Source organism: Alcanivorax sp. NBRC 101098 (assembly GCF_001010505.1).
GTDB classification, from domain to species: Bacteria; Pseudomonadota; Gammaproteobacteria; order Pseudomonadales; family Alcanivoracaceae; genus Alcanivorax; species Alcanivorax borkumensis.
Window position 1 is genome coordinate 1,639,026 of the sequence record NZ_AP014613.1, and the last position, 13,867, is coordinate 1,652,892.

13 protein-coding genes and 1 tRNA gene are annotated in these 13,867 nt (G+C 55.3%); 8 read left to right on the plus strand and 6 right to left on the minus strand.

The features are described from left to right. Positions 1-748: 748 nt before the first annotated feature. Complete coding sequence (locus tag AS19_RS07450; RefSeq protein WP_011588721.1) at positions 749-1,531, plus strand: DUF3108 domain-containing protein; 783 nt, start codon at positions 749-751, stop codon at positions 1,529-1,531. Here the strand turns inward: AS19_RS07450 and AS19_RS07455 are convergent. Both AS19_RS07455 and AS19_RS07460 read right to left on the minus strand, forming a co-directional pair. Beyond that, positions 1,468-1,959 (minus strand): DUF2489 domain-containing protein, encoded by a 492-nt coding sequence (locus AS19_RS07455; RefSeq protein ID WP_011588722.1) that lies wholly within the window; start codon positions 1,957-1,959, stop codon positions 1,468-1,470. The genes AS19_RS07450 and AS19_RS07455 overlap by 64 nt on opposite strands. Beyond that, the gene (locus tag AS19_RS07460) at positions 1,938-2,336 is read right to left on the minus strand and encodes a hypothetical protein (RefSeq protein WP_011588723.1); all 399 of its coding nucleotides are present in this window, start codon (positions 2,334-2,336) and stop codon (positions 1,938-1,940) included. The genes AS19_RS07455 and AS19_RS07460 overlap by 22 nt, the downstream gene beginning before the upstream one ends. A 27-nt stretch (positions 2,337-2,363) precedes the next feature. On the opposite strand from AS19_RS07460, the gene AS19_RS07465 reads away from it, so the two are divergent. From AS19_RS07465 to mtnC, 5 genes are all read left to right on the plus strand, one after another. Continuing rightward, the gene (locus tag AS19_RS07465; RefSeq protein WP_011588724.1) at positions 2,364-2,819 is read left to right on the plus strand and encodes a PGPGW domain-containing protein; all 456 of its coding nucleotides are present in this window, start codon (positions 2,364-2,366) and stop codon (positions 2,817-2,819) included. Beyond that, positions 2,809-3,849: an S-methyl-5-thioribose-1-phosphate isomerase gene (gene mtnA / locus AS19_RS07470; protein ID WP_011588725.1), complete on the plus strand. Its 1,041-nt coding sequence runs from the start codon at positions 2,809-2,811 to the stop codon at positions 3,847-3,849. The genes AS19_RS07465 and mtnA overlap by 11 nt, the downstream gene beginning before the upstream one ends. A gap of 1 nt (position 3,850) precedes the next feature. Beyond that, the gene (locus AS19_RS07475; RefSeq protein ID WP_011588726.1) at positions 3,851-4,486 is read left to right on the plus strand and encodes a methylthioribulose 1-phosphate dehydratase; all 636 of its coding nucleotides are present in this window, start codon (positions 3,851-3,853) and stop codon (positions 4,484-4,486) included. 52 nt (positions 4,487-4,538) lie between these two features. Then, on the plus strand, positions 4,539-5,084 hold the full coding sequence (locus tag AS19_RS07480) for an acireductone dioxygenase (RefSeq protein WP_011588727.1): 546 nt from the start codon (positions 4,539-4,541) through the stop codon (positions 5,082-5,084). A gap of 94 nt (positions 5,085-5,178) precedes the next feature. Then, the gene (mtnC, locus tag AS19_RS07485; protein ID WP_041704953.1) at positions 5,179-5,859 is read left to right on the plus strand and encodes an acireductone synthase; all 681 of its coding nucleotides are present in this window, start codon (positions 5,179-5,181) and stop codon (positions 5,857-5,859) included. Here the strand turns inward: mtnC and AS19_RS07490 are convergent. After that, on the minus strand, positions 5,843-7,015 hold the full coding sequence (locus AS19_RS07490) for a class I SAM-dependent methyltransferase (RefSeq protein ID WP_041704954.1): 1,173 nt from the start codon (positions 7,013-7,015) through the stop codon (positions 5,843-5,845). The genes mtnC and AS19_RS07490 overlap by 17 nt on opposite strands. A 142-nt stretch (positions 7,016-7,157) precedes the next feature. Between AS19_RS07490 and AS19_RS07495 the strand changes: the two genes are divergently transcribed. Next, positions 7,158-7,234 (plus strand) — tRNA-Pro (locus AS19_RS07495). A 137-nt stretch (positions 7,235-7,371) separates the two neighbouring features. Here the strand turns inward: AS19_RS07495 and hrpB are convergent. Then, entirely contained in the window at positions 7,372-9,816 is a 2,445-nt protein-coding gene (hrpB, locus tag AS19_RS07500) for an ATP-dependent helicase HrpB (RefSeq protein ID WP_046961884.1), read from the minus strand. Positions 9,817-9,956: 140 nt separating this feature from the next. Between hrpB and AS19_RS07505 the strand changes: the two genes are divergently transcribed. Next, positions 9,957-10,523, plus strand: coding sequence for a hypothetical protein (locus AS19_RS07505; RefSeq protein ID WP_011588731.1), 567 nt, complete (start codon positions 9,957-9,959; stop codon positions 10,521-10,523). Between the two features lie 349 nt (positions 10,524-10,872). On the opposite strand, the gene AS19_RS07510 is transcribed toward AS19_RS07505, so the two are convergent. Together AS19_RS07510 and AS19_RS07515 are read right to left on the minus strand one after the other, a co-directional pair. Continuing rightward, positions 10,873-12,909, minus strand: a complete 2,037-nt coding sequence (locus AS19_RS07510) for a DUF3488 and transglutaminase-like domain-containing protein (protein WP_011588732.1) — start codon at positions 12,907-12,909, stop codon at positions 10,873-10,875. Next, the gene (locus AS19_RS07515) at positions 12,909-13,865 is read right to left on the minus strand and encodes a DUF58 domain-containing protein (RefSeq protein ID WP_011588733.1); all 957 of its coding nucleotides are present in this window, start codon (positions 13,863-13,865) and stop codon (positions 12,909-12,911) included. Before AS19_RS07515 ends, AS19_RS07510 begins: the two co-directional genes overlap by 1 nt. Positions 13,866-13,867 lie beyond the last annotated feature (2 nt).

A 13,867-nucleotide genomic window follows, 5' to 3' on the forward strand; every position in this document is an offset into this window, starting at 1 on the left:
CCGTAAATACGCTAGACGGCACCATACGAGCCAGAGAGTAAATCTATGTCAGTCAGCATCTCCATTCCGCGTCCGCAAGCGCCAACAAATGCTCAAGCCCATGAGATGGGTCTGCTCTACCCTCTGGCCGCTAGCTCAGCAATAGCGTCTCGCTAGTAAACTCTTGGCTGGTGAATACAACCCCCGCAGAGCAATCGGGCCATTACTGAATCGAACCGGCGAGAGCAGGCCAATTGTCTCACTGCAATAATCCACCGCCTTGGTCTAGGTGTCACGCCCGCTCGCTTGTCTGCGCCCCCCGTAGACGCATCATGCAGTGAAAGAGTTGTTAGGTTAAGGGGCTTGTGTATTTGCCCAGCGACTAGCGGTTCGCTGCAAAGAGATAACGAAAGGGCCCATAACCTTGACCAGTATCACCGGATGTTGAAAAGCGCCCTGGGAATTGCCTATGATGACGAGCTTTTAGAACTTAAGGCAATATGCGGAAAACCCGTGATCAGTGCGTTCAGTTCTGCTTCATGGGATGATCCACTTCGTCTGAAGACCCAGCCAACTATATCGGTGCTCTGCCGCAAGAGACCATGAGTCCGAAAGACGACGTGCAACGTTTTTTCATCCATACTTGTACAACCGCGCTAACAATACGCTCTAAAAAATAATGCCTCCTTAACGGGTGCGTCCCCGAGCTGACTGCCACGCAGTACATTGAAATTTCCCAAAGCTTTTGCAGAACAGGAACACAGGACAAGTGACGAATAATACTGGAATATTTACGCTGGGACGGCTGCCGTTATCTCTAGCCATCGTGGCGTGTCAGTCCTTGTATTCACTGGCATACGCACAGGACCCCGTTACTTTTCCTGACCAGCTGCGCCCCGCCGAAGGCACTTACCGAGTTGTGGTCAGCGGCATTCCTGTAGGGCTCAGCGCCACTATCCGTCTGGAAAAGGCAAACCCTGGATATCGTCTTCATTTCAACGTCCAGAACCGGTTGTTTAGCCATCAAGAAAGTGCTCATTTTAACTGGCAGAACTGCACTGCTACGCCTTATTACTATCAACACGCCAGTGCCGGCTTCGGCATTGAAAGGGGCGGCGAAATTCGCTTTGACTGGAGCACAGGGCAAGCACTGGGAAGTAAAGCCACCTATCGCTTGGCTGAGGCCAGCCTGGATGCCCTTAGCGTAGCCATGGTAGCCCGCTGTCACATGGCAAACGGCGATGATTCATTTAGCTACGCCGTCGCAGAACCCGATGGCATGGCTGAATATCACTACGTTTCATTGGGCAACGACTCGCTTAAAACCCCTGCTGGCACCTGGAAAGTCACAGGCCTAGAGCGAGAATATGCTGAACGAGGCCGTCATTCCGAATTCTGGGCTGCGAAGAAACTGGATTACTTTATGGTTCGAATGGATCACCGAGAAAACCCATTCATTCGCGGCCGAATTGAACTTACCGATTTTCGCTATTTAGATGAGCCTGACAACAACAGTACACGCCATGATGGGAGCACCGTAACCAGCCGCTGAACCGCATCACCTACCACCACCTCCTGCTCTTCTTCCAACTGCCAACGATAATTGTCTTGGTTATGTCGGGCACGGGCGGTCAAACCTTGTCGCGTATCTCCACGATCGAACTGCTGACAGATCTGAGCAAATTGATGGATATCTGACACATCCACTTTAGGTGAGATATCGGCAGGCAGGCTGTCCAACAAAGCGCTGATCCGAATCGCGGCCTCACTTAGCTCTACCTGCTTTTGATTAACTACTCGGCAGAGCACTTCCAGGCTATCGAGTATTTGCAAATACTGCGCTTCGCTACGGGCCATTTCTGCCTGTTTTTCAATGCGGCGGTGACGCACCATCCAAATCTTCCAGATCAACACCCCCAACAATCCGCCAATCATCAACCCAATAACAATTGCCAGAATTACTTGCCCGGCCATGGCCATACCTGGTCCTCCCGGAAGACACAATCCACCCGATGAGGGCTTCGCGCTTCCATCAATAATTTACGTTGGCGCCAAGCCGGCAGCTGCCACTGCTGGTCGTCGACGCGCTCATAACCCAGGGCTAGCAGAGCCTCTGTGATCTTCTTTAGCTGACCCAGAGCTAAATCTCGGCTGCTCAGTGGGCCCTGACGATGAATCCGATCGATGCTTAATGTTCCGGCAAGGCAAACCAGATACCAGCTGTTCTCTCCCACCGAAAGCAGGTGAAATTCGATGCGACGAGGTTCTAAACAGCGGTCGCACCCCGCCGCTGAAGGTCGATACAGCCATGATTGAAAATTGCCTACCATAACGCCATTGTACGTTGCACAGAGCATACGTTCACACTATTCCCCGGAGGCCTATTGAACGCTGACTTGCCTGGCTGGCTGGCGCCACTTGCGCAACAACTTGAACCCTGGTTGCCTGCGCTGACCATTACCGGAGCCATCATGGCCGTAGCCTCGCTGGTTGCGCTACCTTGGTTTTTGGTGCGCATACCCGAAAATTACTTTACCCAGGCGTATTCTCCCCACCAGAACCGAGGCGTTATTGCATGGCTGTTCTGGCTGTTACGTAACCTGTTAGCGCTACTATTACTCATTGCAGGCATCATCATGCTGGTGCTCCCAGGCCAAGGTTTACTCACCATTCTGATAGCCATAATGAGCAGCACATTCCCAGGGAAATACCGTTTGGAAAGCGCTATTATGCGCCGCCCCGGGGTTTTCCGGGCCGCCAACTGGATCCGGGCCAAATACCACCACCGCCCGCTGGAACACCCTGATGCCTATAACAAGGAGCCTACCCATGGCCGTTAACAGCGCCGCAATCCGCTGGCTTGGTGATCACCTGCAATTGCTAGATCAACGTTGTCTGCCCACCGAAACGCTGTGGTTGGACATTTGCGATAGCCAACAAGCAGCCGACGCCATCCGTAACATGGTCGTGCGTGGCGCCCCCGCCATTGGCATCACTGCAGCCTATGGCCTAGCCCTAGAAGCTCAAATCATGGGCAATGACGCATCCTGGGTTACACTGCAAAATGCGGTTGCCACCCTAGCAGACAGCCGGCCAACGGCGGTGAACCTTTTCTGGGCACTTGAACGCCTGCAGCGCTATGCGGGGGACTTACAAGGTAAGGCGCTGGCACAGGCTCTGGCCGAGGACGCTGAAGCGATTCATCGCGAAGACCTCGCCGCTAACCAGGCCATGGGCGAATTCGGTGCCGACCTGTTGCCCAGCGGCGCCACCGTCTACACCCACTGCAATACCGGTGCTCTAGCGACCGGCGGGCATGGCACCGCTCTGGGCATCATTCGCAGTGCCTGGGCGCGAAATCAACTCACTGGCGTGTTTGCCGGCGAAACCCGCCCTTGGTTACAGGGCAGCCGGCTGACCAGCTGGGAGCTGCTAAACGATGGCATTCCTGTGACGCTGGTGGCGGACAGCTGTGCCGGCCAACTGATGCAGCAGGGGAAAATCCAAGCCGTTATCGTAGGCGCAGACCGTATCACCGCCAATGGTGATACTGCCAACAAAATCGGCACCTACAATCTGGCCGTTTTGGCCCAACATCACAATATTCCCTTCATCGTGGCTGCTCCCGTCTCAACGCTGGACCCGGCCCTGCCCAATGGCAGCCATATTGTGATTGAAGAACGGGACGCTAACGAAGTGCGCAACGTGCAAGGCAAGTCATTAGCCCCTGAACATTGCCCGGTATATAACCCAGCCTTTGATATCACCCCCGCGCAATTGATCACCGCCATCGTTACCGAACGAGGCGTGGTCCACCGCCCGGATACGGCCAAAATTAACAGCCATCTGGCTCAGACCAAGGAAAGCTAGCATGCCTGAGCGCCCCTACTCTACCACTGTCTTCCGCGACGCTGCCCGAGCATTGGCGGCCACCGGACAACGGATTTACGCTAATGGCTGGTCGCCTGCCACCAGCAGTAATTACTCTCAGCGGCTCAATACCGACTTTGCCGCCGTTACTCAATCTGGCAAAGACAAAGGCCTACTGCGAGAAACGGATATCATGGCTGTGAACATGGACGGCCAGCCGGCTTCCAGCGGCAAGCCCTCTGCAGAAACCTTGCTGCATACCCAACTTTACCGCTTCGATGGCAACATTCAGGCGGTACTTCACACCCATAGCCATGCCTCCACCGTGCTGACCATGCACTGGCCCGCTAACAGCATTACTTTAGAAGGTTATGAGCTACTCAAAGCCCTGCAAGGGATTACCAGCCATAACAGCCGGTTAACTATTCCTGTATTTGAAAATACCCAGGATATCGCTGCCTTGGCAGCCAAAGTCGATCAGCAAATGCGCTCCGGCCACATCAGCCACGCCTATCTTATTCGCGGCCACGGCTTGTATACCTGGGCTAACGATCTGCCAACCTGTTACCGGCAGCTGGAAGCACTGGAAACCCTGCTGGCCATTGAATTGGAATGCCGAAGGCTGCGTGGCAGCTAAATCAGCATTGTCTCAATGTGCCAATAAATATTGCAGATATGGAGAACCGGCTATGCATAGCGAACTGAAAGTCTTTTCTGATCAGGCCCCCGGGCGAGTGGAGCAACACCTCACCGACAAGGCCGCCATGGCGCGGGTACTGGCCAGCGCTGGGATACGCTACGAACAATGGCAAGCGAACCAAGCTCTATCCGATGACCCTCAGCAAGATGAAGTCATCCAAGCTTACCAGGCCGATATTGATCGGCTGATTGCCGATGAAGGTTACCAAACCGTAGATGTGGTCAGCATGGTGCCTGATCATCCGGAAAAGACTGCCTTCCGGCAAAAGTTTCTGGAAGAACATCGTCACAGTGAAGATGAAGTACGTTTTTTTGTAGAAGGCCAGGGCCTCTTCACCCTGCATATCAACGGTAAGGTTTACGAAGTGTTGTGCAGTAAGGGCGATTTAATAAGCGTACCGGCCAACACGCCGCACTGGTTTGATATGGGTCCAGAACCACGCTTCGTCGCCATTCGCCTGTTCAACAACCCGGATGGCTGGGTGGCTAACTTTACCGGAAGTGATATTGCTCAACAGTTTAACCGGCTCGCTTAAACCCGATACTTGCTAAGGCGTTTAGCCTAGCCGTTCTTGTGCAGCCACACACTCACGTCATCGGTCCCGACACTCAAGCATGGAAGGAAACGGCATGATCAACGCCATCATCACAGATATCGAAGGCACCACCAGCAGCATTGCATTTGTGAAGGAGGTGCTGTTCCCCTATGCCGCCAAGCGGTTTCCCGATTTTCTCGCGGATCACTGGGATCATCCTTGCGTTCAAGAGCAAATAAAAGCCGCCGAAAAGGAAAGTGGAGAAACGCTGGGCTCCGCTGATAAAGCCGCCGCGCTTTTCCTGCGCTGGATAGAGGAAGACCGCAAGGCTACCCCGCTGAAAACCCTGCAAGGCATGATCTGGAAAGCCGGTTACGAAAATGGCGACTATACCGCCCATATGTATCCGGACACTGCGCCGGCTCTGAAAAAATGGCATCAGAAAGGCATCGCTCTGTACGTGTATTCCTCCGGGTCCATCACCGCACAGAAGTTATTCTTTGGCTACAGCGATGCCGGTGATCTCACCGGGCTGTTATCTGGTTATTTCGATACCACCACTGGCCCCAAACAGGAGACAGACAGCTATCGGAAGATCCAGCAGGCGATTGATAAACCCGCCAACACCTTACTGTTTCTGTCCGATATCGAAGCGGAATTGGATGCTGCTGCTGAAGCAGGGTTTAACACCTGCCTACTGGACCGGCAACAGGCAGGGTTGGAAAGCCGTCACCCGGTGGCCAGCAATTTTAACCACATCAATCTAGCGGATTAGACGCCGACGGGGTCGGGCCCTGGCAGCGCCACACCACAAACTTGGCATTACTGGCCAACACGGTCACCGACGTAAAACGACGTGCCAACACCTTGTGGTAGCCAAGATGGCGGTTACCGATGACTCGCAACTCTCCCCCCGGCACCAGTGCTGTGGCCGCCTGATTGAATAATCGCCGTGCCACATGGTCGCCGACCACGTACCCATCATGAAACGGAGGGTTGAGCAAAATACAGTCGAAGCGTTGCTCCAGGCCAGCCAAACCATCGCCAAGATGGAAATGACTCTCCGCATCAGAAAAATAACGCGACACATTATCGCGGGCGCTCTCCAGCGCCAGCCAGGACTCATCACAAAAGGTGACCCTGGCCGCGGGATTGGCTTTCAGCACGGCCATGCCTATCACCCCGTTTCCGCAACCCAAATCGGCCACTTTAGCCCCCGTATGCAAAGCCTCAGGCAGGTGGTCTAGGAAAAATCGTGCGCCAATATCCAGTTGCTGCTGAGCAAACACGCCCGCGTGCACGGTCAAGCGCCACTGCAGTGCGTCTACCCGGCAAGGGTAGTCGGTATCGGCCAATACCCGCCCCGGCGCCTGGGCACTGAACAAGCGGGCTTTTTTCCATCCATATTCCGCCCGACCATTACCTAGATACCGTTGCATCAATGGCACTAGCTGCCGTGGCAAATGCTTATCCATGCCCGCCAACCATATCGGCACACCCTTTGGAAGATGCCCGCTTAACCATTGCAACTGCCATTGCAGAAGCGCAATGGACTTAGGGACACGCATAATGACCTGATCCGGGCTCTGCTTGGGCGCATCAAGCGGCCAGCAAAAGAGGAGATTGGGGTCGAGTCCATTGTCTACGGCATTCGCCCGGGCAGCCGCTGCCGCGGTATACGAATCGCCACTGCTCTCAATGTCAAGGGCGCTCGCTGCCGCCTGTTGCAGAGCTAAGCAAAGCGCTCCTTGCTGATCATTAAGCACCAGGGTTTTGGGCGCATTATCCCCATTCCCCAGAGCCTGCCCTCGTTCAGCTAACGTATTGAGCAGATACAGATCGGCGTTATCCCAGGCTTGCAGAGTCTCGTTGCGCCGACGCGGCCAGCGCTGCAAGCAAAGCTCGCCCCAAGGGTGGTGAAAAGGCGTCATCGTTGTCCTGTATTCATAGCAAAAGCAAGCGGGGCGCATTTTGCCCGTTACCTGCAGGATTGGCCAGAAACTGCGCAACCGGGCTTTGCCACGGGATTTAAGTATGGCATTTTTTAGATTGGCTGCTAGAATGCGCAGCCATCGGAGTATAGCTCAGCTTGGTAGAGTACTACGTTCGGGACGTAGGGGTCGCAGGTTCGAATCCTGCTACTCCGACCAATTTAAAAAGGCCGCTAATCAGCGGCCTTTTTTTGTGGGCTTATCGGTGATGAGAACAGAGGTTTCGTAACTTAATAACTAAGCCTTAATAACAACGCCATAGCCGTAAGCCGACACCCTACGCAAAGTCAGAGCCGCTATTGTCCCAGCCGTCGTTTGGTAAGACCGGTAGCCTGAGCATCCAGCGGATTCTCCGGCCACGGGTGTTTGGGGTAACGTCCGCGCAGATCCTTGCGCACCGCTGCGTAGTTTTCTGCCCAGAACCGGGCCAGATTATCGGTGATGGCTGCCGGGCGGCCCGCCGGCGTAAGCAGATGCACCGTAATCGACAGGGCACCACCAGCCAGTGCCGGCAGCGTTTTCAAGCCAAACAACTCCTGCAGTTTGGCGGCCAGCACCACCTGCTCGCCGGTATAATCCAGCCGCACACTGCGCCCGGAGGGAATCACCACACTCTCTGGCATGTCCTGTTTCAGTTGGCGCTGCTGCTCCAGAGTTAAAAGGCTCAACAGTGCCACTCCCAGCGGCAGTTTTTTCAGGTCTACCACACTGCGCATTCCTGCTAGATACGGTGCTAACCACTGTTCTAGATCAGACAACAATCCTGCCTCACTCACATCCGGCCAGTGCCCATCTGGCTGCACGCAAGCCAAACGAACAACCCGTGCCTGCCATTGCCGCCAGGACTCATCCCAGGGCAGCACAGCCAGTCCCAACTGACGAATACCGGCTAACAGCCCGGTTATCCGTTGCTCGCTATCCAGCGACGTCAACGTCTGGCTTTGCAGCACCAGATTGCCCAGCATCCGCTCACGGCGACCACTCACACGCTGCCTCTCTGCATCCCAGCCGACCTGTTCTCGCCACACCCCATGCTGCTCTTGGGCAGCCTCGACTTCGTCTTCTGTCAGTGGCCAAGCGAGCCGAATACGCGCGTCTTTAGGCTGACCATCGGTATCCATCACCAGCAGCCATTCCGTGCCCTGCAAACTGTCACTATCGTGTAGAAACAGGCCGGGGCCATCGGCCATTTGATAACGCCCTCGACCACCGCTACGCCGGCGACTGATCTGTAACGGATACACTGAGGCCAACAACGTCCCCATCGCATCACGCCAGCGCTGTTCGGAATGGCCGTTATTGATTTTCAGGCGCCGCGCCTCGGCCAGCACTGCCCCAAAACGCTGAGGTTGATTCTCCAGCGCTTCCAGCCGTCGCCTCAGGTCCACTCCCTCGCCAGGGAGAATATCCCGCTCGGACAGCAGCGCAACCAGCTGAGCTGCGGACTCCGCCAATCCGGCTTCGCCTGCAACAATCAATAGTGACGCCAGTGACGGGTCCACGGGCAGCTGCGCGATGGCCTCTCCTCGTGAGGTCAGCGAGCCATTTTCGTCTAAAGCACCCGCGCTTTGCAGCCGCTGCACCGCACTGTTCCAGGCCGCTTGAGGGGGCGCATCCAACCATGGCATTTGTTGCGGTTCACGACTGCCCCAGCGGGCCAAATCTAGCACCAGACGATCAAGCCCCACGCGCTGAATTTCCGGCAACTGATAACGTGCCAATACCTCCGACTTCCCCCACAAGCGGACACTGTGACCTGGGCCCAACCGCCCGGCCCGACCACTGCGCTGACGGGCATTGGCCTCACTGATACGGCGGGTCACCAGCCGACTGCGATGCCTTGCCGGATCATAAACCGGCTCACGGGCAAACCCGCTGTCAATCACATGGGTCACTCCCTCAATGGTCAGGCTGGTTTCCGCCACATTGGTGGTCAGCACGATTAATCGCGGTTCAGTGGCCGCAAGCGCCAACACCTGCTGTTGCTTATCCAGCGGCAACCCCCCGTAGAGTGAGGTGACCGGTGTAGTACAACCACACTGATTTAACTGACTGGCAACCCTGCGTATATCCCCCTGACCCGGCAGAAAGACTAGCATCACGCCAGCGGTGTCAACCAACGCCATGACTTGCTCGGCACAATGATCCCGCCAATCCTCGCGCGCAGAAACGGGCACATAGGACACCGTTACCGGGTAGCTCTGCCCTTCGCTGCGTATCACCGGCGCTCCAAGCAAATGTTCCAGCGGCCCGCAGTCCAAAGTGGCAGACATCACCAGCAAGCCCAAGTCCAAACGAAATGCCTCACAGGTCTCCAACATTAACGCCAGACCAAGATCCGCATTCAGTGACCGTTCATGAAATTCATCAAAGATAACCAGGCTGACACCGGGTAGTTCCGGGTCCTTGAGTAACATGCGCGTGAGTATGCCTTCAGTCACCACTTCCAAGCGAGTGTGTGCACTTACCTGGGTGTCAGTACGGGTGCGATAGCCCACGGATCGCCCCACCGGCTCCCCCCGCTGGGAGGCCATAAAAGTGGCCACGGAGCGTGCGGCCACCCGGCGTGGTTCCAGCATCAATATTTTGCCGTTGGCACCCCACTCACTGTCCAGTAGAGCCAGCGGTACACGAGTGGATTTCCCGGCGCCAGGTGGCGCTTCAAGAATGGTACGATTGTACCTTTTTAACGCTTTTAAAAGCGGCTCAATCGCGTTATCTACCGGAAAAACTCTCGCCATTCGTTACGTCCGCCCTCGTTTCTCAGTGACCGCCGTCACGCTGACACTTTTCGCCACACGCTGATACGTGTAACAAGCAAAACCTATGCTATATTCTGTGCACAAACCTAATAATTAATAACTAACACATATAGTGATTTATGCTGAATGATTTGGGGATTCCTGAGCATCTAATCTGGAAACTGAACCATTTTGACAACCATAAACGGGCGGTCAATTTTATCAAACAGTTCCAAGACACGCTGTGTGTCTACAGTGCACCGGTACAGCAGCTTTATACTAACTACGACATTTCACTGCCGGATGGCGATGATCGTTCGATGATTATTCTGCCCAACCCCTACGCATACCATGACACCTTCAACAGTATTAGTGACACCAGTGTGCATGCCAGCGGCATGTATATTGTCCCAGGGGATTTGTTTGGCAAGGAGGGGTTATACCTGACCCTGCGACTACTTAAGTACGGCAAACGTGTTATCAGGCCGGTACCGCTGAAAGTTGGATTGTGGGCGCTAATGAAAAAAGGAACCAACGAGATCCCTTTCCTCCCGGTAATTACTAAAGGCGATTTACGCGCGTTTCGTAAGGACTCCCCCTGCTTACATCTCCACCGCATTCAACCGTCGAAGCTGGGGCATCGCTCTCCCATGGAGGTAAAAGCCATCCAGCAAGTGATTCGCGATAGGCTTAAAGTGTATATGTAACAATACCCGAGGCCTGACGCGCATCAGCTAGCGGCTTTTATGTTTCCTGGGGTTGATCACAATAATAATGCAACAGCTGAATCTAACACTGCAAACCGCTGCAGGCTCGGCCTCAAGCCACGATCCCGGTTTTCCTGGATCACGCAGATGAGTTGATCCGTTCCATGAATCCATGATCCAACCCTGCTCTCGAGCGGTGCCAATTCATCCCAGAACAATTGAACTCAAGGGGCTTACTCTGCCCGCTCCAACGTTTTCTTGTACCTTACCGTGCGCATTTTTCGTTTCCTGCAACACCCCCGAAGTAACCGTTAAACGAACACCAACGTACCCGTCTGTGGCTAGCCGGCTAATCCAATAATTTGCACAAGCGATTACGTAAGCCACGTAAATGGCGCATTTGCTGTTTGCCGGGTTTTTGCTGCGGATCGTACAGCGACCGTTGATAGTAGCGGGCCCAGTCATGGGCCGGGCTTGCGGCCCGAGGCCAGCGTTCAGAAATGGCTTCAGCCAATAATGAAGGGGTTAACCCAGGTGACAGCCTCAACCCTCGGCTCTGAACATGTTGATATAGATGCCAGAATTCCTTTTCCATTGAGGATTGACGATGCGCCGGGGTATGCCAAAACAGATACAGGCCATACAACCCCAACAACAACGCAATAGACACTATCAACGTTACGGCCAACCGTAGGGGGGTGACCTGCCCAAGCAACTTGCCGAGTACGGACAGTTGTAACTGGCTGTCATAGCCAAGCACCCAGGTCTGCCAGCGAAAATCCACATAATCTGCCCACTCACGCATGGCCCCCAGCAAACCACTGCCAGCAAAAGCATCCAACTCAATCCCGCTTAGCCCCGTCCCGGATTGTTCATCTTCAAGAGCCGCCCTCAACCCGTGTTCCACCCGCTCCGGGGCCACCGCTCCGGTTGGGTCTACCCGCACCCATCCTTGCCCCTCCAGCCAGACCTCACTCCAAGCATGGGCGTCATACTGGCGAACCAGTAAGTGAGACCCCAGGCTATTCTGTTCCCCGCCTTGGTAGCCCACCACCACCCGAGCAGGAATGCCCGCAGCCCGCATAAGAAAAGTAAAACTGGAAGCATAGTGCTCACAGAAGCCCTTGCGCGAACGGAACAAGAAATCGTCGATGGGATCGGCCACCAGTTTTGGCGGCCGCAGTGTGTAGTGGAAAGGTTGCTGACGAAAATAGGCAAGAGCCTGCTGCACCACTGCCGTATCTGCGTCGCTATCTAGGCGCCACCGCTGAGCCAGCCCTCGAGCCCGGCGACCGCTGTCATCCGGAATCGACAGCATCAACGCTTCTTCCTGGGGCGCCAATGGCAGCCGACGGGTCGCCGCTGGCACACTGACCACCCGGTAGCTCTGTCGCTGACTGACCGGATTATTTGACACAAGTCGCATATCCCGGGCCAAACTAACCCCCTCGCCACTCACGAAAGGTACCGGCATGGCAAACAGCCAACGGCGCTGGGTGGGCTCGACAATCACTTGGTAGGCGTAACTATTGCCGTCGCTACGTCCAGCGGTAAGCGCCGTCATCCAGTCCGGCGCGTTCCCGCCGCCACGATACAGATAGCTCTCTTTGTCCATGCCTTTGGGAATAGCCTGCTGCCAGGCGCGGCCATCGAAATAACTCAGAGTGAGCCCCCGCCAGTAGCGTTGCGCCGGGGGCGGCATCTCGCCCTCAAAGGCAACCCGGAACGCTAGGGCGGACGACTCTGATAGCTCACTAATCTGTCCCGGTGCCATGCTGTCTGTCATCCCGGTGCGCGCTTTACCGTTGCCCACCTGCATATTCCATAATGGGGCGACCCTGGGCACCAGCACAAACAGAATCAGCATCAACGGTATCGCCTGGGCCATAATCACCCCGGCACGTTTAAGATGCTGCCCCCCGCTGGCGCGGGTATCGCTGTGATTAATCCCCGCCAAGCACGCGGTGAGCAGCACCATGCACAACAACACGTAGAGGAACATCAGCGGGCTTTGCGAAAATAGCAACGACGTGGCGCAGACAAAGAAACCCAACACTAACAACACATAGGCATCGCGCTGGCTCACTACCTCTAGGTATTTGAGCCCAAACAGCGAAACCAGCAAGGCGACCCCGGCTTCCGGCCCATAAAGGCGGCCAAAACTATAAAAGGTGAGCGCCACCACAGCCATTAATAGCAGGCTGCGAATAATACGACCGGGGAGCGCCATTCGTTGCCGGTTCACCAGTGCGCGGATCACCACCACCAGCGCAAATAAACCGGTCTGCCAAAGCGGACCTTTGAGCAGCTGGGGTATCGCACAGAACGTCACCGCAAGCGTCAGCCAGAGCTGAGTGTGGGAAGGGACCTGGTAAATGCGCGCCATCAGAACTCCGGGTAACAGGCCAACGCATCCAGCAAGCGCCAGCGGTGCACATCACCGGTGTCCGGTGCTAATGTCAGCCCCGGTAGCACCAATCCATAGGGCTGATGTTCCCGGTCTAGCTCAAGCACCCAATGACACAGAATAGAAAGCCGCTGCTCATCTGCTAGACCTTCCAGCTTGTCCCAACGCAACCAGAGCCGACCGCCCACAGGTTCTTCGAACAACTTGGTGTTTAGGCCTCTGCCTCGAGCATAGCCTTTCCAGTCGATCTTGCGCAGCGAGTCGCCGGGAACGTAACGGCGCAGCCCCTGAAATTCTTCGTTACCGGACTGGCCACTGCTGAAGGCCCTCTGATTATTTTTGCCGCCATCTGCCGGGCAGTTTTCATTTTCCTGGGGGCTAGGCCAGGCAAGGCAATAATGATCCAGTGTCACATAAGACCAGCTGCGTAGCAGGCCAAGAGGAAACCGGCTTTCCACTTTTAACCGCGGCGCGGTTATTTTTCCCCGCCGTGGCAGAAACAAATTCAACCACAGGCTTTCCTCCTCCCCTGCCATAACGCTGACCTGCTGAGCGGCCTGCCCCGGCCAGTACAACCAGACACAATGATGGGCTCGCTGCTCGGCGAATAACACCACTTCCAGCGCCCCTTCTTCGCCACTGAAACCGGACTCTGCCGTGCCATTGCGCAAGCCAAGAGCCGATAAATTGCGAAAGGTATGGAGGATGGTAACCAGAAATAAACTCGCCATTAGAAACGACAGAGCCAAGATCAAATTATTTTCATAGTTAATGCCGCCAATGAACAGCAGCCCGGCCACTAACAGATAGAAAAAACCGTAACCGGTAGGAAAAATAAAAATGCGTTTCTGATTCAGCACTATCTGGCGGGCAGCGGGTAAACGGCGCGTCAACCACCGTTCATAGAGTCCACGCACCCCAAGGGGAAATTTCACCG

Coding starts and splice junctions, on each gene's coding strand:
- AS19_RS07455 (WP_011588722.1), bottom strand. CDS start 1,959: ATGGCCATGGCCGGGCAAGTAATTCTGGCAATTGTTATTGGGTTGATG.
- mtnC (WP_041704953.1), top strand. CDS start 5,179: ATGATCAACGCCATCATCACAGATATCGAAGGCACCACCAGCAGCATT.
- mtnA (WP_011588725.1), top strand. CDS start 2,809: ATGGCCGTTAACAGCGCCGCAATCCGCTGGCTTGGTGATCACCTGCAA.
- AS19_RS07510 (WP_011588732.1), bottom strand. CDS start 12,909: ATGGCGCGCATTTACCAGGTCCCTTCCCACACTCAGCTCTGGCTGACG.
- AS19_RS07480 (WP_011588727.1), top strand. CDS start 4,539: ATGCATAGCGAACTGAAAGTCTTTTCTGATCAGGCCCCCGGGCGAGTG.
- AS19_RS07475 (WP_011588726.1), top strand. CDS start 3,851: ATGCCTGAGCGCCCCTACTCTACCACTGTCTTCCGCGACGCTGCCCGA.
- AS19_RS07490 (WP_041704954.1), bottom strand. CDS start 7,015: ATGACGCCTTTTCACCACCCTTGGGGCGAGCTTTGCTTGCAGCGCTGG.
- AS19_RS07505 (WP_011588731.1), top strand. CDS start 9,957: ATGCTGAATGATTTGGGGATTCCTGAGCATCTAATCTGGAAACTGAAC.
- hrpB (WP_046961884.1), bottom strand. CDS start 9,816: ATGGCGAGAGTTTTTCCGGTAGATAACGCGATTGAGCCGCTTTTAAAA.
- AS19_RS07460 (WP_011588723.1), bottom strand. CDS start 2,336: ATGCTCTGTGCAACGTACAATGGCGTTATGGTAGGCAATTTTCAATCA.